Source organism: Parvibaculum sp. (assembly GCF_030694575.1).
Taxonomy (GTDB): domain Bacteria; phylum Pseudomonadota; class Alphaproteobacteria; order Parvibaculales; family Parvibaculaceae; genus Parvibaculum.
The window spans coordinates 1-18,929 of sequence record NZ_JAUYUS010000002.1 but is presented as its reverse complement, the minus strand read 5'-3'; the positions used below and the strand labels follow the sequence as shown (position 1 = coordinate 18,929).

Annotated in this window: 24 protein-coding genes; 12 read left to right on the top strand and 12 right to left on the bottom strand. The window is 65.8% G+C overall.

The features are described 5' to 3' along the window. Positions 1–25 precede the first annotated feature (25 nt). Positions 26–1,654, bottom strand: a complete 1,629-nt coding sequence (locus Q8S60_RS00170) for a peptide chain release factor 3 (protein WP_305277102.1) — start codon at positions 1,652–1,654, stop codon at positions 26–28. A gap of 159 nt (positions 1,655–1,813) precedes the next feature. Here Q8S60_RS00170 and Q8S60_RS00165 point away from each other — a divergent pair, with 159 nt between their 5' ends. Further along, positions 1,814–2,032 (top strand): hypothetical protein, encoded by a 219-nt coding sequence (locus Q8S60_RS00165; RefSeq protein ID WP_305277101.1) that lies wholly within the window; start codon positions 1,814–1,816, stop codon positions 2,030–2,032. A 60-nt stretch (positions 2,033–2,092) separates the two neighbouring features. Here Q8S60_RS00165 and Q8S60_RS00160 read toward each other — a convergent pair whose 3' ends face one another. Beyond that, complete coding sequence (locus tag Q8S60_RS00160) at positions 2,093–2,470, bottom strand: DUF1491 family protein (protein WP_305277099.1); 378 nt, start codon at positions 2,468–2,470, stop codon at positions 2,093–2,095. 151 nt (positions 2,471–2,621) lie between these two features. On the opposite strand from Q8S60_RS00160, the gene Q8S60_RS00155 reads away from it, so the two are divergent. The 3 genes from Q8S60_RS00155 to Q8S60_RS00145 all read left to right on the top strand — a co-directional run bounded on the left by Q8S60_RS00155 (position 2,622) and on the right by Q8S60_RS00145 (position 5,021). After that, on the top strand, positions 2,622–3,725 hold the full coding sequence (locus Q8S60_RS00155; protein WP_305277097.1) for a hypothetical protein: 1,104 nt from the start codon (positions 2,622–2,624) through the stop codon (positions 3,723–3,725). 330 nt (positions 3,726–4,055) lie between these two features. Then, positions 4,056–4,466 carry a DUF5330 domain-containing protein gene (locus tag Q8S60_RS00150; RefSeq protein ID WP_305277096.1) on the top strand — a complete coding sequence of 137 codons (411 nt, stop codon included), beginning with the start codon at positions 4,056–4,058 and terminating at the stop codon, positions 4,464–4,466. Positions 4,467–4,595: 129 nt separating this feature from the next. Beyond that, complete coding sequence (locus Q8S60_RS00145) at positions 4,596–5,021, top strand: SufE family protein (RefSeq protein WP_305277095.1); 426 nt, start codon at positions 4,596–4,598, stop codon at positions 5,019–5,021. On the opposite strand, the gene Q8S60_RS00140 is transcribed toward Q8S60_RS00145, so the two are convergent. Both Q8S60_RS00140 and Q8S60_RS00135 read right to left on the bottom strand, forming a co-directional pair. Further along, entirely contained in the window at positions 4,985–5,797 is an 813-nt protein-coding gene (locus Q8S60_RS00140) for a DUF6456 domain-containing protein (RefSeq protein ID WP_305277093.1), read from the bottom strand. The genes Q8S60_RS00145 and Q8S60_RS00140 overlap by 37 nt on opposite strands. Further along, positions 5,794–6,162, bottom strand: coding sequence for a helix-turn-helix domain-containing protein (locus tag Q8S60_RS00135; protein WP_305277091.1), 369 nt, complete (start codon positions 6,160–6,162; stop codon positions 5,794–5,796). The genes Q8S60_RS00140 and Q8S60_RS00135 overlap by 4 nt, the downstream gene beginning before the upstream one ends. A gap of 120 nt (positions 6,163–6,282) precedes the next feature. Here Q8S60_RS00135 and Q8S60_RS00130 point away from each other — a divergent pair, with 120 nt between their 5' ends. Continuing rightward, positions 6,283–6,879 (top strand): helix-turn-helix domain-containing protein, encoded by a 597-nt coding sequence (locus Q8S60_RS00130; protein ID WP_305277089.1) that lies wholly within the window; start codon positions 6,283–6,285, stop codon positions 6,877–6,879. Here Q8S60_RS00130 and Q8S60_RS00125 read toward each other — a convergent pair. From Q8S60_RS00125 to Q8S60_RS00110, 4 genes are all read right to left on the bottom strand, one after another. Then, positions 6,854–7,315, bottom strand: a complete 462-nt coding sequence (locus tag Q8S60_RS00125; RefSeq protein WP_305277087.1) for a hypothetical protein — start codon at positions 7,313–7,315, stop codon at positions 6,854–6,856. The two genes, Q8S60_RS00130 and Q8S60_RS00125, sit on opposite strands and share 26 nt — an antisense overlap. Before the next feature lie 68 nt (positions 7,316–7,383). Beyond that, positions 7,384–7,854 carry a PAS domain-containing protein gene (locus tag Q8S60_RS00120; RefSeq protein WP_305277085.1) on the bottom strand — a complete coding sequence of 157 codons (471 nt, stop codon included), beginning with the start codon at positions 7,852–7,854 and terminating at the stop codon, positions 7,384–7,386. Between the two features lie 176 nt (positions 7,855–8,030). Next, a complete protein-coding gene (locus tag Q8S60_RS00115) occupies positions 8,031–8,480 on the bottom strand; it encodes a MucR family transcriptional regulator (RefSeq protein WP_305277084.1) in 450 nt (149 codons plus the stop codon). A gap of 262 nt (positions 8,481–8,742) precedes the next feature. Then, positions 8,743–9,669: an alpha/beta hydrolase gene (locus Q8S60_RS00110; protein ID WP_305277081.1), complete on the bottom strand. Its 927-nt coding sequence runs from the start codon at positions 9,667–9,669 to the stop codon at positions 8,743–8,745. A gap of 142 nt (positions 9,670–9,811) precedes the next feature. On the opposite strand from Q8S60_RS00110, the gene Q8S60_RS00105 reads away from it, so the two are divergent. Both Q8S60_RS00105 and Q8S60_RS18940 read left to right on the top strand, forming a co-directional pair. Continuing rightward, positions 9,812–10,081, top strand: coding sequence for a hypothetical protein (locus Q8S60_RS00105; RefSeq protein WP_305277079.1), 270 nt, complete (start codon positions 9,812–9,814; stop codon positions 10,079–10,081). Further along, positions 10,078–10,869 (top strand): helix-turn-helix domain-containing protein, encoded by a 792-nt coding sequence (locus tag Q8S60_RS18940; RefSeq protein ID WP_370867284.1) that lies wholly within the window; start codon positions 10,078–10,080, stop codon positions 10,867–10,869. Before Q8S60_RS00105 ends, Q8S60_RS18940 begins: the two co-directional genes overlap by 4 nt. Positions 10,870–10,872: 3 nt before the next feature. On the opposite strand, the gene Q8S60_RS00095 is transcribed toward Q8S60_RS18940, so the two are convergent. Continuing rightward, positions 10,873–11,961, bottom strand: a complete 1,089-nt coding sequence (locus Q8S60_RS00095; protein ID WP_305277077.1) for a DUF2336 domain-containing protein — start codon at positions 11,959–11,961, stop codon at positions 10,873–10,875. Between the two features lie 132 nt (positions 11,962–12,093). Here Q8S60_RS00095 and Q8S60_RS00090 point away from each other — a divergent pair, with 132 nt between their 5' ends. Both Q8S60_RS00090 and Q8S60_RS00085 read left to right on the top strand, forming a co-directional pair. Beyond that, a complete protein-coding gene (locus Q8S60_RS00090) occupies positions 12,094–12,399 on the top strand; it encodes a hypothetical protein (RefSeq protein WP_305668257.1) in 306 nt (101 codons plus the stop codon). Positions 12,400–12,428: 29 nt separating this feature from the next. Next, positions 12,429–12,689 carry a hypothetical protein gene (locus Q8S60_RS00085; RefSeq protein WP_305277073.1) on the top strand — a complete coding sequence of 87 codons (261 nt, stop codon included), beginning with the start codon at positions 12,429–12,431 and terminating at the stop codon, positions 12,687–12,689. 122 nt (positions 12,690–12,811) lie between these two features. Here the strand turns inward: Q8S60_RS00085 and Q8S60_RS00080 are convergent, their stop codons facing one another. Next, positions 12,812–13,981 (bottom strand): hypothetical protein, encoded by a 1,170-nt coding sequence (locus Q8S60_RS00080; protein WP_305277071.1) that lies wholly within the window; start codon positions 13,979–13,981, stop codon positions 12,812–12,814. A 157-nt stretch (positions 13,982–14,138) separates the two neighbouring features. Here Q8S60_RS00080 and Q8S60_RS00075 point away from each other — a divergent pair, with 157 nt between their 5' ends. From Q8S60_RS00075 to Q8S60_RS00065, 3 genes are all read left to right on the top strand, one after another. Next, positions 14,139–14,480: a Rap1a/Tai family immunity protein gene (locus Q8S60_RS00075; RefSeq protein ID WP_305277069.1), complete on the top strand. Its 342-nt coding sequence runs from the start codon at positions 14,139–14,141 to the stop codon at positions 14,478–14,480. Between the two features lie 123 nt (positions 14,481–14,603). Beyond that, on the top strand, positions 14,604–15,530 hold the full coding sequence (locus Q8S60_RS00070) for an ABC transporter ATP-binding protein (protein WP_305277067.1): 927 nt from the start codon (positions 14,604–14,606) through the stop codon (positions 15,528–15,530). Positions 15,531–15,532: 2 nt separating this feature from the next. Beyond that, positions 15,533–16,294: an ABC transporter permease gene (locus Q8S60_RS00065; protein ID WP_305278263.1), complete on the top strand. Its 762-nt coding sequence runs from the start codon at positions 15,533–15,535 to the stop codon at positions 16,292–16,294. A 166-nt stretch (positions 16,295–16,460) separates the two neighbouring features. Here the strand turns inward: Q8S60_RS00065 and Q8S60_RS00060 are convergent, their stop codons facing one another. Together Q8S60_RS00060 and Q8S60_RS00055 are read right to left on the bottom strand one after the other, a co-directional pair. Continuing rightward, entirely contained in the window at positions 16,461–17,606 is a 1,146-nt protein-coding gene (locus tag Q8S60_RS00060; RefSeq protein WP_305277065.1) for an alpha/beta fold hydrolase, read from the bottom strand. A gap of 287 nt (positions 17,607–17,893) precedes the next feature. Continuing rightward, positions 17,894–18,929: DUF2332 domain-containing protein (locus Q8S60_RS00055; RefSeq protein ID WP_305668256.1), on the bottom strand; the 1,036-nt coding region annotated here is incomplete at its 5' end.

The following is an 18,929-nucleotide window of genomic DNA, read 5'->3' as shown; positions in this document are numbered from 1 at the left end:
CAGCCGTTCTCTTCGGTCATGGCGGTCATGCGGATGCGGGCGCGCGTTCGCGGGTCGCGGAGAACTTTATCCTGGGCCACTTCTCCAGCGTGTAGCCGAGTTCCCAATTGCTCTTCGCCATGAATACCGGTGCGCCGTCGCGGTCCGTCGCCATGTTGCCGCGATGCGCTTCCATGAAGCGTTTCAGCTCGGCTGCGTCGTCGGCCATCACCCAGCGCGCGGTTTCATAAGGTGCGGGCTCGAAATGCACCTTGATGTCGTATTCGGCGGCGATACGGGATGCGAGCACCTCGAGCTGCAACTGGCCGACCACACCCACCACCCAGTTCGCGCCGATCTCCGGTTTGAAGACCTGCGTCACGCCCTCTTCGGCAAGACTTTCCAGCGCGCGGCGCATGTGCTTCGCCTTCATCGGGTCGTCGAGGCGAACGCGGCGCAGGATTTCCGGCGCGAAGTTCGGGATACCGGTGAAGACCAGGTCTTCCGTTTCCGTCAGCGTATCGCCGACGCGGATCGTGCCGTGGTTCGGAATGCCGATGATGTCGCCCGCGTAAGCTTCGTCCAGCAGTTCGCGGTCCTGCGCGAAAAAGAGGATCGGATTGTGGACGCCGATCGTCTTGCCGCTGCCGGACAGTTTCAGCCGCATGCCGCGCTTGAACTTGCCCGAGCAGATACGCATGAAGGCCACGCGGTCGCGGTGGTTCGCGTCCATGTTCGCCTGCACCTTGAAGACGAAGCCCGACACTTTCGGTTCCGTCGGTTCCACGACGCGCGTGGCGGCGGGTTGCGCGCGCGGCGGCGGCGCATAGCGCACGATGGCATCGAGGAGTTCGCGCACGCCGAGCTTTCTGAGCGCGCTGCCGAAATAGACCGGCGTCATGTGTCCGGCGCGATAATGTTCGATGTCGAAAGTCGGGCTGCCTTCCCGCGCGAGTTCCATCTCCTCCCGGAAGGTGGCGAGTTCGTCGGCGCCAAGATACTCGGCAATGCGGTCGCCGCTCAGGCTTTCGGGTTCGCTGTCGGGGCCGCCTTTTTCGGTGCCGGGTTTCTCATAGGGAATGAAGCGGTCGTTCTCGGCATCGAAAATGCCACGCAGCAATCCGCCCATGCCCGCCGGCCAGATCATCGGCGCGGTATCGAGCGCGAGCTTCGTGGCGATCTCGTCCATCAGCTCGAACGGGCTCACGCCTTCGCGGTCGATCTTGTTGATGAAGGTGATGATCGGCACGTCGCGCAGGCGGCAGACCTCGAACAGCTTCAGCGTCTGTGCCTCGATGCCCTTCGCGGCGTCGATCACCATGATGGCGCTGTCGGCCGCCGTCAGCGTCCGGTAGGTGTCCTCGCTGAAGTCCTCATGGCCCGGCGTGTCGAGCAGGTTGCAGGTGATGCCCTTGTATTCGAAGGTCATCACGGCGGACGTCACCGAGATGCCGCGGTCCTGTTCGATCTTCATCCAGTCCGAGCGCGCACGCCTCTTGTCGCCGCGCGCCTTCACCTGGCCGGCAAGGCGGATCGCACCGCCTTTCAGCAGCAGGTTTTCGGTCAGCGTCGTCTTGCCGGCGTCGGGATGGGAGATGATCGCGAAAGTCCGCCGGTTGCGGACCTCCGTCTCCACCTCCGAGCCGGCGCGGGCGGCGGTCTCGGTCGTACTCACTTGGAACTCCTGTGGATTTGCGGCGGACCCTAACCGAAAGACGGGAATTGCGCCACCCGCGACAATTGGCGCCACGCCGCGACAAACTGGCAAATCCGCCGGTGCGGAAGGCCGTGCGATGGTCGATAATCTCGTCATTCACCATCGAAGGCCGATCCCATGACCACCGCACGCGATATCGTCATGCCGCATATCGAGGCCGCCCTCGCCGAAGGGGCCGACAAGAAGCTCTCCACCGACGCCATGGCGCGGATCATGTTCGAGCAGGCGCTCCGCATCTGGCGCGGCTGCCGGACGCCGGAAGATATCCGGGCCGAACTCGTCGAGGCGGCGGATCATCTCGACCCGGACGAAGACTTCATGTTCATGCGCCCTTAGGTGGCGCTGGAGGTTCATGCGCCCTCAGGTGGCGCCGGATGTTCATGCGGCCGTGAACTCTCAGGTCACCGGCTCCTGAAGGAAGTGGCGGCCCGCCCGGTCCTCGATTTCCACCACCCAGAGGTCCGGGTCGAATTTCCGCTGCTTCTCTATATAGGCGTCGGCTTCCGGTTCCGGCTTCGCGCCGCCCGCCGACATCCATATGAGAGCGCCCTCGCCGTCCCGGGTGGGGCTGTAGACCTGCGCCTCGCCGTTCAGCGTGTTGACCTTGACGAGCACCGTGCCGGACGTGGCATCGCCTCGCCGGACGACCATGGCCGTCACGCCCTCGACCTCGCAGCGCCGGATCAGTCCCTTCACCCAGATCTCGGCTTTCAGTCTCGGCGTGCTTTCCATCCTGGTCCCGTATTGTCCGTAATCCGCGGCGCCGTCCGTCACTTGGCTATCATATTCATACTTAACGCGTTTCTTGTTTGCGGTAACGCCGCGCTGGCATTAGACTCCGCAACACTTCATTAAGATAAGTCGCCGGGCGCTGCAAAACGGTCATGCCGTAAGCGCCTGAAATGTAGCGGGCTCGGGGGATGCCATGACGAGGGGTAACAGCGTGGCTGCAATCTTCGGGGGTTCCTGTCGGAAACTCGCCCTTTCGCTCTCCATCGCCCTGTCGGTGGCGGGCTGCACCGTCGTCGAAGGCGGTACATCCACCAGCGAAGCGCCCAAGGCGCCGCCCGCGGAAGCTGCGGCGGCCGCGGCTGCCGTCGCCGCCGCCAACGATGCGCTTGCGACCGGCGGCATCGCCGTCGCCTCCGCCAATATTCCGATCCCGCTGCCGTCGCCGCGCGCGGCCAATCCCGTGCAGGTCGCGTCGATCGATCCGTCGGCCGGCATCTCCGCGATCGGCTCCGCGCCCACCGCGCGCCAGCTTGCCGGCGTCTATCTCGATTACGGTTCGGCGCTGGCCGCCGTCGACGAAAACCGTCTCAAGACGCCGTCCGACGTCCGCCGCGCGCTTGCCACGCTCCGCTTCAAGGCGCCCGATGCGCTTGCCGATGGCTGGTACGCCTCCCACGCCATGATCGCGGCGCAGGACCCGGTTTTCGCGAAAGGCGTGCGCGACGAGGCCCGCAAGCTCGGCAAGGGACCCTTCCTCGCCGTTCTCAAGGCCGATGACGATTACGTCCTCCAGATTTCCGGCGTGAGCTCCGCTTCCGCTTCGGTCGCCGTGGCGATCCGCAACCAGAGCGAGCGCATGGCCGCGCTGTCGGCCCGTTTCATCGACACGGCCTACCAGTTCCAGAAGCAGAAATGGGGCATGACAACGCCCCTGCCGGGTACCGCCGCCGAAACCAAAGCCGCCTCCTCGGAAAGCGTGATCGACCGGGCGCGCGCCGTTCTCGCCGCCATGTCGCCCATCGGCACCGCGCAGGCCTATGCGCCCAGCGTCATGAACCGCATCCTCACCCTCGCCGCCCATCAGGTGATCGACGGCTCGATGGAGACGGTGCAGGCAAGCCAGCCGCGCAACCCGACCGGCCGCTGCCTCAACTGGGCGCGGCTCAATCTCGACCAGTGCATCGCCGCCGCCCGCTTCCCGTCCGAGGAAGCCTGGTGTACCGGCAAGCATGCGGTCGAGGAAGTGCGTGGCTGCTTCGCCGACGCCTTGCCTTCGGTCAGCGCCTCCACGAACTAGGCTCGCATCGCCATCCGGCGAAACGCCGCGCGGGGTTCATCGCCCGCGCGGCGTTTGCGTATGTCTCGCGTCCTGAAAATTTGAATCGAATACCCCGTGCATTTGAGACAAATGCGCCTCTAATTTTATATGTATTCGACTTTGTTTTTATTACACTTCAAATCTAAATACAGTAATTATGTAATATTCAAGGAAACCATCTCAAGCTTTCGACAAGAAAAAACCTAATTGATTCTGCATTTTAATTATCGGATTAACTTGCCAGCAGCAGCCGTTACATAGGCTGCCCCCCAGTCGATTGCATCTATCGTCGGGGAAAGGGAAAGTCCCATGTCGTTCATTCTGAGAGCCGCGTTCTGGCTCACCGTTATGGCCTTTCTGCTGCCGGCAGCGGGCTACGACAGCGCGCCGCAGGCCGCCGGCATGGCGGGCTTCGCCAACGCCGCCTATGTCGAAGGCCGGCCGTCCGCCGAAAGCGACATCGGCGCCACCGAGGCGCTGACGCTTGCCGCCCGCTCCGCCCAGGACGTCATGGGCTTCTGCGGCCGAAATCCGGACATCTGCGAAAAGAGCCACGCGGTGATCGGCCATGTCCTTCGCCAGACTGTCCATTACGGCGGACAGGCCCTCGTCTGGCTCACCGACAAGGCCCGCGAACAGCAACAGGACAGCGGCGAAGCCGCGGGCCATCAGGCCGCGATCCGGCCCGACGCCCCTTCCTTCTCCATGACAGGCGCCTGACCTCACCCTTCAGCGCATCTGTCGACATCGCCGGCGCGCGCCTAGGCGCACCGGCGGGCACCCACGCCCCACTGCCTCACCCGCAGTGGGGCGCTTGTCCTTTCGGCCCCATGTCGCTATGTCCTGAGCATGAGCATTCAGGACCTCATAGACGATTTCGCCTTCCTCGATGAGTGGGAGGAGCGGTACCGCTACGTGATCGAGCTGGGCAAGGATCTCGAGCCCTTGAGCGAGGCCGAGCATTCGGCGGAGAACAAGGTGCCGGGCTGCGTCAGCCAGGTCTGGCTGGTGAACGAGCTCCGCCGGGACGCGAACGGGCGCCCCCTCCTCCATTTCCGCGGCGACAGCGATGCCCATATCGTGCGCGGCCTGGTGGCGATCCTGATGCGGCTTTATTCCGACAAGGCGCCCGCCGACATTCTCGCCGTCGATGCCCGCGCCGTCTTCCAGAAGCTCGGCCTCGACGAGCATCTGACGCCGCAGCGTTCCAACGGCCTCTATTCGATGGTCGCCCGCATTCAGTCGGACGCCAGGGCCGTCGCCGCCACCGCCTGATCCTTCGTCTTCCTCCCGCCCATGCCGTAATGCGCGGCCAGCCGGTCGAGCGCGATCTGCAGCACCAGCTTCGCCGAGCGCTTCGGCCAGCCGAAGCTGCGCTCCGTCGTTTCCAGCCCGTCGAGATGGCAGCAGACGGCGAGCAATATGTCCGAGAGCTTCGGGCCCACCGCATCGAGCGCGCGGCCGACGCGCTGGCGCGCCGCCAGCGCGTGATCGGCGATCTCGGCGGGGTCGCGCGCGCGCCTGCCGCTCACCGTCACCGCCGACCAGTCGGCCGTCACGCGCGGCGTGAGCTGCGCGATCGTGAAATCGGCCCGCAGCCGCTCGCCCGCCTCGTATTGTGCCTCGTCGATCAGCGGCTTTCCGTCCGCGCCCTTGCGGCGGCGGAGCCAGCCGAGCGGCGATTCCGCCTCGTTGACCGCCAGCCGCGCCTCGCCGCCCCCGGCCTCGCGGAAAACGCGCTGCCCCATGAGCCTGTGTTGCGCGCCGAAGGGTTCCGCCTCCGCCGTCAGCCGGCGGTAACAGGCCTGGCCCACCTCGCTCAGGCGCCAGACGGGCACGCCCTTCCTTGCCTCCGCCATCACCAGGTCGCGCGCCTCGCACAGCGCCCAGAAGGCGGGCTCGACCGTCGCCGCCGGCTTCGCGCCCCTCGGCCCGTAAAGGCCGATCCGGCCGTCCGCCGTCGCCCGCGCATAGGCGCCCGGCTCCGCAAGGCAGCGGAAGACGCGCCGCAGTTCCCGTTCGAAGGCCCGTCCCGTCCGCTTGGCGTTCATTGCCGCACCTGTCCCGTGCCGGCGCGGCGGAGCGCGTGTTCAAGGCGGTCGAGCAGCATGTCGAAATTCTCGTCGTCGCGCCGGTCCTCGATCAGGCGGCAGGCATGGGCCGCCGTCGTCCGGTCGCGGCCGAAATACCGTCCGACCGCCGAGAGGCTGAAGCCGTAAAGCACATGGGTCAGGTACATCGCGACCTGCCGCGCCTGCGCCACCGGGGCCCTGCGCCGGGTCGGAGACCGCATCTCGTCCACGGGCACGTTCCATGCCCGCGCCACCGTCTCCTGCATCAGCGCCACCTGGGCTGCCCGTTCCTGGCCGCCCTGAACCGCCACCCAGCCCGTTTCCGCGAAATCCTGCCGATCCATTTTGCCGCTCCCACCTGAGAACAAAAAGAGAACTTCTTTGTCTAAACCATGAATTGCATATTTCGTACATATCGGGGATAAACTCGTGTAATATTTTCATCCGGAACGGAGGAGCAGCGGATGATGCGCACGCGAATTCGCCACTTCAGGAAGCAGCGTGGGCTGACGCAGGGCGAGCTGGCGGCACGGCTCGGCACCACCGCGGCCACGGTTTCGCGGCTCGAAACCGCCGACATGACGATCTCGATGGACTGGCTGGAACGGATCGCGGGCGTGCTGGAGGTCGGCGTGCCCGACCTGCTGGATGCACCGGGGCCGGGCCGCGTCGCCTGTCTGGGGGAAGTCGGGCGCGGCGGCGTCGCGCCGCTGGGCGAACCGCCGGCATTGCCGGTGTCGCTCGCCTCCGCCGCGCGCGAGCCGCTGGCCTTCAAGGTGGTGGAACGGATCGGGGACTACAGCCCCGGCGACATCCTGATCGCGGACCGGCTGCCGGTGGAAAAGGCGTCAGCGGCACTTGGCTATGATTGTTTCGCGGCGGATGCGGCGGGCGGCTACGGCTTCGGGCGCCTCATCGCGCTATCGCCGTCGCATTGCGTACTCGTCCCGCCGGAGCCGGGCGCCCTGCCGCGCGACATCGCGGGGCCCGGCTGGATCGCGCCCGTCGTCACGCTGGTACGTCATTTTCCGGGTGTCAGCGCGCTGCGTTCTCGCAACTGACGGTCACGGAACCGGCCGCTCCCTCCGCGCCGTCGCAGTTCATGCCGGGAAAGCACATCGCGGCGGGTGCGCCTGTGAAATGAAAGGCGACATAGGCGTCGCTGCCGTCCGCCACGCCGACAAGCTCATAGACGCGCGTGTCGCCGCGCGAGAGCGTAATCACATCGCCGACGGCCGGGTCCGACAGCGGCACGTAGTGCTCGCCGTCGAAGGTCAAGCTCGCCGTCCCGCTCACATCGGAGATTTCGCAGCGCGCCCTGAGGTCGGCCGGGCCATTGCTCGCGCCGCCGATGGGAAACGACGCCGTCTCTCCTTCCGCGATCGTCGCCGTCCCGCCTTCCAGCGTCGCGATGGCCGCGGCGGAAGCAGGTCCGCCCGCCACCAGCGCCAATGCCAGCATCAGCGCCGCGCGCGAACAAGATGAACCGGTCGTCATGACGAAATCCTCCCTCATATTCTTGAAGGACAGTCTGGCCCCTGCCGGGCGCTTCATCAAGCGACGTGCTAGGCGATACGGAGATTGGCTTTTCCGGCGAGCGCGTGGGCCTTCTCCGAATGCAGGAAGGCGTCGTGGCCGAGCACCATCGCGATGCGGCCCTCGCCGTCCGCCAGCGGCAGGCGCAGCCAGAACTGGAAGACGCCGGGCTGCTTCCACGGCGCCAGCGAGATCACGCCCTGCGTGGGCCGGCCGACGCGGATGACTTCGCGGTAAGCGGCGTCCCAGTAATCCGTCTGGTCGCCGAGATCGAATTCGTCGAGATACCTGTTCGTGATTTCGACGCCGAGATAATCGCGCAGCCGCGTTCCCGCGAGGCGCACACGCAGCCGCTCCGGTTCGCCTTCCACCACATCCAGAAGACTGAGCGACGGCAACATGCGCCGCAACTCCGCAGGCTGAATATCGGCGCGCGTCGGATAGCCGCCATCCACCGATTTCGAGCGCCAGTAGTCGAAGAGTTCGCGCTGCTCCGGCACGATGAGCTGCGCTCTGATGGCTTGGTCGGCGCTGGTCAGCGGATTATCCTCGCAAGGGGCGCGCCGCCACCGCGCGTGGCGGCGGAAACCGCCTTCAGATCAACGAATCGTCGCTGAAAATTTTGGGCTTGTGTGCGTCGCATTGCAAGGAGAACGGGCGGCGAACGGCCGAACCGTTATTTTGCGGTGCGGCGGCGGCGGCGTCCGTTCTGGCCGAGACCCATCTTCTTCGCCAGGCGCGAGCGGGCCTGCGCGTAGTTGGGCGCGACCATCGGATAGTCGCGCGGCAGCCCCCACTTTTCCCGGTATTGCTCCGGGGTCAGATTGTAATGCGTGCGCAGATGCCGCTTCAGCGACTTGAATTTCTTGCCGTCTTCCAGGCAGACCAGATGATCCGGCGTTATCGACTTGCGGATCGGCACCGCCGGCTCCGGCCTTTCGAGCGGCGGCGCTTCATTCCCGTTCACCCCCGCCAGCGCGACGAACACTTTGTTGATAAGACCGGCGATTTCATCGGGAGCGATGGTGTTATTGCCTATGTAGGCCGAAACGATTTCGGCCGTCATATCGATCAATTCCGCCTTTTCCGCCACAAGGACCTCTTGAAATTTCGGGCCTGCGCGCATCGCATTTGTTGCGCACCTGTCCGGACCGTCAATTGAACAAAATATTACGGAGGACTCTATAACCTCCCCCGTATTTAACAAGCAAGTATTCAGTTGTCACACTCTACCTGAGAGACCAGTAAATATCCGTTCTCTCTTTGCAGATGATTTTATAAAAAGTCTAAGAAGCACTCTGCAATGGCATGGCCGGAGTCATTAGAATAGTGACGGTCATCATGCGTATTTCTCTATTTACCTGAAGTGCGGCTCCCTGCTTCTCGTCCTAGATCGCGTCCATCTTTCCCGACACCTTCCAGCGGGCGGAAATATAGTCGCCGAGACGCTCGAGCGCCCGCTCGCCTTCGGGCAGCATCTGGTAGAACGCATGCCATACGTGGATCATGCCGTCCCAGACTTCAAGTTCGGCCTCGACGCGCGCCGCCCTTGCGTGCTTTTCCAGGTCGCGCGCATCGTCGAGAAGTACTTCGTCGGTGCCGACATGGATCAGCATCGGCGGCAACCCCGCGAGTTCGGCGAAATTGGGCGAGGCGAGCGGATGGCGCGCATCGGCGCCGTTCAGATAAGTGGCGGCGGTATCCCTGATCCCGGCGGCATCGATCATCGGATCGAGATCGGCGCAGGACACATAACTTTCCGTCGCGCAGGTGAGGTCGGTCCAGGGACTGATGAGAACCGCGCCCGCCGGCATCGGCAGCCCCGCATCCCTTGCGGCAAGCAGCGTCGCGACGGTGAGGCCGCCGCCGGCCGAATCGCCACCCATCGCGATCCGCTCCGGTGCGTGGCCCTTGTCGAGAAGCCAGCGATAGGCTTTCAGGCCGTCGTTCACGGCGGCGGGAAAGGGATGCTCCGGTGCAAGCGCATAATCGACGCTCAGCACACGGGATTTCGACGCCAGCGCCAGCCGCGACGTCAGATGCCGGTGCGAGACGGAAGAGCCGACGAGATAGCCGCCGCCGTGAAAGTAGAGCACCACGGGTGCGTCTTCGGCACCCTTGGGGATCGCCCATTCCGCGCCAAGCCCGCCGAGATCGGCTCGCTCGACGGCGACGCCGGCCGGCACGGGAAACATGACGGCATTGCCATCCATGACCTTCCGGCGCTCGTCGAGCGGCAATTCACCTCGCTTCGAGCGCTCCCGCACCAGTTCCTTCAGCCGCTCTATGCTCATCTCTCCGCGCCTGTTGGACATTGTTCTCTCCCTATGCTCGGATTCACCTAATGATTCGCGCTGCGCGACGCCTCGCCCGGGTCCAATGCTAGCAGGCGGCGAACGCCAGGCGCGCGAAAATCCGGCCTCGGATTTTCCATTCGTGAATTTCGGGTTTTGACAGATGCGCGCCGACACAGCCAACCGCCCAATCGAATATTCCCGCGCCGCCTATGACGTCTTCCTGTGCCTCGATGCCGCGGCCCGCGCCCGTGTGGGCGAAGCCGCCGCGCAAGGGCCCTCCGGCCGCGAGATCGCGCCGGACATGTTCAGCGTCGATGCAGGACCGGGGCTTCGCGTCGTCCTGCGGCATGAGGCGGCGGCAACGACCGTGCTCGCGCTTACGGGCGACATGGCGGCGGCACGCAGCATACGCGGGAGGCGGGCATCGTGACGGCCGTGAAGCAGGACCATCAGAAAATTCTCGGCGCCGACGGCGAGGCGCTTTTCGTTCTCGTGCCCGCCGCCGATTACGACAGGCTTCGCCGCGCCGCCGACGACATCGAGGATTTGCGCGCGGCGGGCGCCACGCTCGCGCTCGGCTCCGAAGGCCCGGCCCCCGTCCCCGCCATCGTGGCGCACCGCATTGCCGACGGCGAGAACCCTGTCCGCGTCTGGCGCGAATATCGCGGGCTCAAGGCGATCGAGCTTGCCCGCGCCGCCGGCATGAGCGCGCCCTATCTCTCCGAAATCGAAACCGGCAAGAAGGACGGCACCTTCCGCACCATGGCCGGCATCGCCGAAGTGCTGCATGTCTCGCTCGACGATCTCGCGCCGCCCGCCGACGAGCAGGGCCGCCGCGCCCGCGAGCGCGCCGCGCTGATCGACGGCGTTCGGGCGCAGATCAGGAAGCTCGTCGCGCTCGTCACCGGGCCGGTCGATTTCAACACCGCCGCAGTCCGCCGCGCGGTCACCACGCTCGCCGCCGACGCCGTCGCCCTCAAGGCGCAGGACAGCAGCCTCGACCGCTGGCTCGACGAAGTGCTGGAGGGCGTGCGTGCCGTGCTCGATCTCGTGGACCGGGCGGAAGGCGACATCATCGGCACCGCGCGGCAGGCACGGCGCGAGCTTGAAGAGATCGTTTCGGGGGAAAGTTTCAGGCCCGTCTTCGCGGCGGCGCGGATCGAAACGCCGGCCGAACCCGTCGAGCCCTTGTGGCATGCGCCGAGCGCGGCCGAATAGGTCTCAGCTCCCGTAGCCGGATGGAAGCTGCGCCTCGCTTGCGATAGCCGTATCCCAGCAATGAAGCGCCATGTCGGCACGGTCGGTCGAGATCGTGTCGAACAGTTCGCCGATCCGTTCGAGGTCGGCCTTGGTCGGCAGCCCGCCGCGGCGGACATCGACGGCGGCGACGATCAACTCGCCGAATTCCTTGCGGTTCATGCCGGTCGCCTTGGCGAAGACCGAGAGCGGCTCGCCGCCATGATCGTTCAGTATGCGGTATATCGTTTCGGGGCGTACATTCGCCGCCGCGCCGAGCCCTTCCGTCAGTTCGTCCATGCGCTCGGGCGAGGTGCCTGCGAGAATGCGCGCGAGGCGCTGCTTGTCGATCTGCAACGGCCGCCGCACGACCGACAGCGCGATGTCGAGCGCGGTGTCGCCCGATGCCCCGTGGTCCAGCAGTTCTTCCATCGCGTTGTGAATATGGCGGCGTTCGACCGTGAAGCGGCTGAGGATTTCGAGCCGCAGGGCCGAGGGCCCCCACCAGAACATGAGATGCGCGAGGCGCACGGTGAGTTCGGTCCTTGCCAGCAGCAGCGGCTGGAATTCCGGTTCGGCGGCGCTGCGGCGCGCCAGCGATTCGATGGCGCGGAAGGAAAGCTGCGCCGTCTTGTTGGCGAGCAGGCGCGAGACGAGCGCCGTATCGCCCATTTCGATCAGCACGTCGGCGACCGCGCTCGGCAGGTCCTTGCGGTTGGCGAGCAGGGCGCGGTGTTCCGGCCCGCCCTCGCGCGCGACATGGATGAGGTCGCCGCCCTTCAGCGGCAGCCCTTCCGAAAGCAGCGGCCGGGCGACCTCCACGGTGTCGAGCGCCAGCGCCATTGCCAGCTCGCGCGGCGCGTCGGCCTGCGGCGCCAGCCGTTCGGCGAGGCGCAGGCGGACCGTCTCGTCGAGCCGTGTCACGGTGAGCGCCAGAAGGGAGTCGAGAATGCTGCGTTCCTGCGGCGAGATCAGCGTCGAGGGCAGCAGTGCGAGGTCGGCAAGGCGGCGCAGCGCGGCCTCGCGGTCGCGCGAGCCCGTGTCGGTCGCCATCTTGTAGCTTTCGAGCGCCATTGCCGTTCCCGAGAGAATTCCATCGCCATCAGAGCATCCGGGCCGTTAACGGCGCGTAAAGCATGACGGCATTTGCGGTCCGCGGCCCCGCGCCCTATCCTTCCCCCGCCTCGCACAAACGGACCGCCGCCCATGAAACCCGCCATCGCCCTCGTCCTCGCGCTTGCCTGTTCCCTGCTGGCGGGCTGCGGGCTCGGCCGCAGCGAATATGCCGACGAGCCGAACTACAAGGCGGGCTATTCCGACGGCTGCTGGACCGCCACCTCGCGCGTGCCGGGCGATCCCTCGACGATCACCCGCAACGAGGAAGCCTTCAAGAGCGACCCCGCCTACAATGCGGGCTGGAAGGCCGGCTACAACGCCTGCCAGATCCGCAGCGATACGAGCGGCAGCATGGGCATGCCCGACTCGAGCAATCGCGGTACCGGCGTCCGCTGATCCCACCGCCTCAGACAGGAAAGCCCCACATGCGCCTTGTTTTCGGACTGATCCTTCTGGCGCTGGTCGCGGCCGTTGCCGTGCCGGCCGTCTATTACGGCACGCTCGACCCGTGCCGGATGCTCGCGGCGGACATGGCGCATGAGGCCTATGGCCCGCTCGCCGAACTCGTCGGCAACGACCCGGACGAGGTGCCCGAAAGCATGGAACGGTCGATGCGGATGGTGACGAGCCAGATGACGGCGCGAAGCTGCGCGGAGAAACTCTGGCAGCGCTGGACGGACGCCTAGACCGTTTTCCAGGCAGGTGGAAACACCTGCCGGTTCGGAAAACGGTCCAGACTATTAAGCGACGAGCAGATTTTCACGATGAAACGGGATCGCAAAGCGATTCCGTTTCATCGTGATCTGCTCTAGGCGCTTCCCGCCTGCATGTTGAGCGCGACCGGCATCTCCGCTTCGGCACCGGCATTCGTCTCGCTGTCGACGATCTCGCGCCAGACGCAGCCCGGAATGTCTTCCACCAGCGCCGCCCCGCCGATCGCGGAGGGGAGCTGGAACCCCGTCTTCGCGCCGCCTTCCGCCGCCATCGCGCGCCGCGCCAGCAGGATCGCGGCATCCGCCGAATAGAGATGCGGCGACGGCGTCTCCAGCCGTGCGCGGCGAATGACGCCGTCGGGCGTGCGCGCCTCGCCCCAGATGGCGGCGCGGCCGCGCTTCAGTTCCTCCGAGGTCGGCGAGAGCCGCCCGCGCGCGAGTTTCCGTTCGAGCCGTTTCAGCCCCCAGCCGCGCCTGAAAAACCTGTGCGCCCAGGTGCCCGGCTCCAGCGCGCGGGCGGCCGCTTCGGGCAGCACCTCGTAAGTCTCGATGGTCGAATAGCCGCCGCGATGCCGCGCCGCCATCGCCTCGCCGCGCCAGGGCGCGAGCCAGGCCGTCTCCGGCCCCTTGTCGAAATCGATCTCGATGGTTTTCTCGCCTGCCTTCGCCGGCACGATCTGCCCGTTCTTCACGGTCTCGCCCGGTTCGCGCAGCGCCGCGACGAGGCGCCTGGCCTCGTCCGCCGTCAGCACGCTGCGTTTCACCGCGAGCCGCACGGCGCGAGCCGCCGGCAATATGAAGGCGAGCCGCGCGGCGACCGCGTCCGCCGCCGCGAAGTCGAAGCCCGCGCCCGCCATCAGCATCACCTTCGCCTCTTTCGCACGCTCGTCCTGCGCGACGAGCGCCGCCACGTTGTCGCGGCCGGCGCCGAGGTCGAGATAATGCGTGCCGGTCGCCATGCAGGCGTCGATGAGCGTCGCCAGGTCCTTGCCGTTGAGCGTCGTGCAGTTCACGAGCACGCCGACATCGTCGAGCTGCGAGGCGATGCGGCCCGTGTTGCCGAGCGAGAAGGTGCGCGGCTCGGCCAGCGGTACCGGGGCGCCGCCGTCCGGGGCGGCCTCGCGCGCGAGCGCCGCCGCGTGCTGCGCGACGGGTGCGATATTGCGTCCGGCCGCGACATGCGAGAGCCCCGCGCGCATCGCCGAGCGCGAGGTCAGCGCGCCCATGAAACTGTCGACGCCGTATACGAGAATGCGCGATTTCATCGCCCGCCCCAATTTGCCCGCCGGGCTTCCGAAGCCCCTCCGGATGGTCCATTGTTACGGTGAGGGAGGAGGCTCTGCAATGCGAAGGTCGAAACGGCGCTTTATAGCGTTAATTTTTTGCGTCCTGATCCCCGGGGTCCCGCCGGCGGAGGCCCGCATGCGGATCGAAACGGGGCACGATCTCCACGCCGCCTGCGCGGTCCTCGCCGAAAACGCGCTCAACCCGCAAAAACCGACGCCCGCCGCGGCGCTCTACTGCCGCAAATACCTCGCCGGCTACTTCGAATCGCTGCGCTACCTGCGCGACGACAAGGCATCGAAAAGCATCTACGGCCCCGCCGAGGGCGACCCTTACGCCTGTCTCAATGTCGACGGTCCGCGCAGCTACGACCAGCTCGCGCGCCAGGTGGTCCGCACCGGCGACTGGAACCCGAAACTCCTCGACGGCGACGCCATCCTCCTCGTCCGCAAGGCCTTCTCCGATAACCCGCCTTGTTGACCGCCCCTTTCCTTTTTCTTCCCACTTGCAGAAACGCCGCCCCGGCCCCAAGTCCCAATCCCAGCCCCAACCCCGTCCCCACATCCCCCTTGAAAACTTAACCAGATAGTTTAGTTTCGCGTCATGCAGCCTGCCATCGAAGTCAAAAATCTTTCCAAAATTTATCCCGGCGGATTTCAGGCGTTGAAAAACGTCGATCTGGAAATCCGGCCCGGCGAAATCTTTGCCCTGCTCGGCCCCAACGGCGCCGGCAAGACGACGCTCATCAGCGTCATCTGCGGCATCGTCAATCCGACGTCGGGCACCGTCCGCGCCGCGGGCCACGACATCATCCGCGATTTCCGCGCCGCGCGGTCGCTGATCGGCCTCGTGCCGCAGGAACTCACCGTCGAAGCCTTCGAGAGCGTCATCAGCACGGTCAGCTTCAGCCGCGGCTTGTTCGGCAAGGCGCCGAACCGCGCCCATGTCGAAAAAGTGCTGCGCGACCTTTCCCTCTGGGACAAGCGCGACGCGCGCGTCATGGAACTGTCGGGCGGCATGAAGCGCCGCGTGATGATCGCCAAGGCGCTTTCCCACGAGCCGAAAATCCTCTTCCTCGACGAGCCGACCGCCGGCGTCGACGTGGAACTGCGCCGCGACATGTGGGAAATGGTGCGCGCGCTCCGCGCCAGCGGCGTCACCATCATCCTCACCACGCATTACATCGAGGAAGCCGAGGAGATGGCCGACCGCATCGGCGTCATCAGCAAGGGCGAGATCGTGCTGGTCGAGGAAAAGCACACGCTCATGCGCAAGCTCGGCAAGAAGCAGTTGTCGGTGCAGTTGCAGAACGCGCTTTCCACCGTGCCCGACGCGCTCAGCCCCTATCCGCTCGAACTCGCCGACGAGGGCCAGACCCTCGTCTACACGTTCGACGCGCAGGCCGAACATACCGGCATTCCCGAATTCCTGAAGCGGCTCGGCGAAATCGGCATCGACTTCAAGGACCTCCGCACGAATGAAAGTTCGCTCGAGGAAATCTTCGTCAGCCTTGTGAGGTCGCGGCCATGACACTGAACCTCCACGCCATCCGCGCGATCTATGTCTTCGAAATGGCGCGCACATTCCGCACGCTGCTGCAAAGCATCGTCTCGCCCGTCATCTCGACCTCGCTTTATTTCGTCGTCTTCGGCGCGGCCATCGGCTCGCGCATCCAGGAAGTCGACGGCGTCAGCTACGGCGCCTTCATCATCCCCGGCCTCATCATGCTTTCGCTCCTCACCGAAAGCGTGATGAACGCCTCCTTCGGCATCTACATGCCGAAATATTCCGGCACCATCTACGAAATCCTCTCCGCGCCCATCTCCGGCCTCGAAACGGTGATCGGCTATGTCGGCGCGGCGGCCACGAAATCGATGATGCTCGGCATCCTCATCCTCGTCACGGCGCGCTTCTTCGTCGATTACGAGATCCAGCACCCGTTCTGGATGGCTGCCTTCCTCGTCCTCACGGCGATTTCCTTCAGCATGTTCGGCTTCGTCCTCGGCATCTGGGCCGACAGCTTCGAGCGCCTGCAGGTCGTGCCGATGCTGATCGTCATGCCGCTCACATTCCTCGGCGGCAGCTTCTATTCGATCACCATGCTGCCGCCCTTCTGGCAGACGGTCACGCTCTTCAACCCGGTCGTCTATCTCGTCTCGGGCTTCCGCTGGAGCTTCTACGGCTCGTCCGATGTCGGCATCGAACTCAGCATCGCCGCCATCCTCGCCTTCCTCGCCCTCTGCTCGGCGGCAATCTGGTGGATCTTCAAGACGGGGTACCGGCTGAAGGTCTAGCTCTCCACCCCTCTCCCGTCATTGCGAGGAGCGAAGCGACGAAGCAATCCAGGAGCGGCGAACTCCCGTGCTCGCCGCTCCTGGATTGCTTCGCTTGCGCTCGCAATGACAACTTTTGAATTTGAGACCCAAAAGGGCCGCCCCCTCTTCCACCCTCACCTCCTCCTCACCGCGCCTCCAGCTCCGCCAGCCATTCCAGAATAAGCGGCGCCGCGAGGATCAGCGACGGATCGTGTTCCACCTCGCCGACATTCACCGCCTCCGCGTCCGCGCCGCGCGCGCGGAAGCGTTCGGCGCCGGCAATTGCCTCTTCCGGCACGACGTCCTTGTCCGCCTCGCCGTAATAGAGCCGCACCGGCGCTTTCGGCGTCCAGTCGCCGACGCCGTTCGCCGCAATCGCCTCCAGCATCCAGTGCTCGCCACCCTCATCGAAAGCCGCGAGAAATTCCGGCGTGAACATCGCGCGCGGATCGGCGGGCAGGCCCTCGACGATTTCCTGCGGCGTGTGCGGCGTGCCGTAAAGCGTCTCGACCTTCGCCGCGTAGTCCGCCGTCAGCACGCTGTCGAGCGGGCGGCCGTAATGATGCGCATAGCCCCAGGCCATATAGGCGAGATAAAGCGCATGCGATTTCGAGCCGCCTTCAAGCGCCGCCCCGAGCGAAATGTTCCGCACATCGAGAGCGGTCGCGACCGGCGCCGCGCCCAGCACCGTCTCGCCTTCCGCCTCCAGCTGCCGCATCGCCGCGAGCGAGACATGCCCGCCTTGCGAAAAGCCGCTGAGGAAAACCGGCGCGGCGGGCGCATCGGGCAATTGCCGCACGGCCGCGAGAAGACCCGTCACCGCGCGCGCATGGTCGGCAGCGACATAATAGCCATGAACGCCCTCGCTCTCGCCAAGCCCGAGATAATCCGGCGCGATGAGCGTGTAGCCATTGCCCGCAAAGAGGATCGACGCCGCGACGCCCGTCAGGTCCGGCTTCGACGGCACCTCGTCGCGGCTCGTCGTCGTGCCGTGCTGAAAGCTCACGATCCGCTCCGGCGCCACCCCGCGCGGCAGCGCCATGAGCCCGCTCGCCCGCACCACCTCGCCATCCTGCGCCCTCGTCGGATAGATCACGCGATAGGTGTCGACCGCATAAGGAGCGGAAACCCCCTCGACTCCCGCCACCTTCAACAAAAACCAGCTCTCGATCCGCGAATAGGATTTCAGCGGCGTGATCTCGACGCCCTCCGGCGCCGCAATCTCGGGCGGCTTGCCGCAAGCTGCCAGCGACAGGGCGACAAGCCCGAACACCAAGGCCCGCACATTCATCTTCCGCCTCCCCAGCCGGTTTATCCGTCCAGAGAAGATCGGAGCTTTGCATACCGAACGCAAGGTCTCCATTCCTGCCACTTCCCACCCTCCCCTTGGGGGAGGGTGGGAAGAAATGCTTCCCGAACCTCCCAAACTCTCATATGTCACCCCGGCGGAAGCCGGGGCCCATGGGCGGCGCGTCACATACATCCGCCGCTGGATGCCGAAAGCCAGATGGATCCCGGCTTCCGCCGGGATGACATATGAGGGTGAATTGAACGCCTACGGACGATCCTGCATCCCCTTCATCCCCACTTCGCCCACCTTCCGTGAAAATCCGCGCGGCCGAGTTCCACGTCCTCGCCCTCCGGCCAGAGCCGCAGGCGCATGCAAGCCGAGGCCGCGTCCTTCCGGTCCGCCTCGACCGAAATCCAGGCCACCGGCGCATCCTTCGTCGCGGCCGCGCCCGCGCGCGCCATCGCCGCCTCGATCCGCGCCTGCACTTCCTTCGGCAGATATTGCCAGACGATCGTATGCATCAGCACGCGCGCCTCGCCGGTCTTTCCCGCCGCGCCGAAATGCCATTCCACCCATTCGGCGGCATCCGCCTTCTCGACCTTCACGCCCTTGCGCGCCGCGAAACCAAGCGCCGCCTCGATCCGCGCGAGGCGGGCCGTCTGGTCCGGCCAGATATAGGCGAGGAGCCTTTCCCGGTCGGCCACGTTTCCCGCGTCGAGCGGGTTGAGGTCGCAGCCCTTGCGCGCCGCGACGGTCAGCTTCGCGTCGAGCGGCGGCAACTTGCCCTCCCAGCGCGCGGCAATCGTCACCGCCGCATCGGGGTCTCCCCAGCACGCCGTTTCCAGCTCATAGGCATAGGCGTCGAAGCCGAGATTCAATCCCGCGCTCGATCCGATCTCATGAACCGACAATGGCAGCCCCGTCCGCTTCGCGACGTGAAGCGCGAGCCCAAGGATCGCGCTGGAGCGCGCGACCTCGTTCGTCTGCGGCGCGCTGTCGAGGAAGCCCGCGAGAAAATCGTCATGCGCCGCCACCGCCTTTTCGATCGCGCGCGCCAGCGCCCTCTCGTCCGCTTCATGCGGCGGATAGACCGCCGCAAGTTCCGGCGCCCGGCCCGAGCGCGCGAGCGCATTCAGCGCGCCCGCCGCGCGCAGCGGCAGCGCATCGCTCTCGGGCTTCCCCTCCCAATTCAGAATGCGCTGTCCGAACCGCGTCCCGGCATCGAGCCCTTCCGCCAGCACGCGGCAGACACGTGCCGTGAACGGCGAGCCCAGATGTTCGCAGGCCAATGCCTGGCGCAGGAAGTCGTTGCGGATGAGATCG